The 448-nt window shown below is 57.1% G+C and carries 1 rRNA gene; it reads right to left on the bottom strand.

What is annotated here, in order from left to right:
- Positions 1 to 448, bottom strand: a 23S ribosomal RNA gene (locus SREC43747_RS0119305); the annotation flags it as partial.

Here is a 448-nt window from a genome sequence, read left to right as displayed (position 1 = left end):
AAGTCGTTACGCCATTCGTGCAGGTCGGAACTTACCCGACAAGGAATTTCGCTACCTTAGGATGGTTATAGTTACCACCGCCGTTTACTGGCGCTTAGGTTTAGAGCTTCACGGCCGAAGCCGCTAACCCCTCCCCTTAACGTTCCAGCACCGGGCAGGCGTCAGTCCATATACTTCGCCTTTCGGCTTCGCATGGACCTGTGTTTTTAGTAAACAGTCGCTTGGGCCTGGCCTCTGCGGCCGGACAGTGCTTCCACCGCGAAGGGTGTACACACCACCCGGCCCCCCTTCTCCCAAAGTTACGGGGGCAATTTGCCGAATTCCTTAACCGTGGTTCACCCGTCCGCCTCGGTATTCTCTACCTGACCACCTGTGTCGGTTTCGGGTACGGACCGTGCAGACACTCGCTAGAGGCTTTTCTCGGCAGCATGGGATCACCCACTTCGCC

The organism is Saccharopolyspora rectivirgula DSM 43747 (assembly GCF_000497205.1).
Classification (GTDB): Bacteria; Actinomycetota; Actinomycetes; order Mycobacteriales; family Pseudonocardiaceae; genus Saccharopolyspora; species Saccharopolyspora rectivirgula.
The sequence above is the reverse complement of the archived record's forward strand: the minus strand, read 5'-3'. Positions and strand labels throughout refer to the sequence as shown.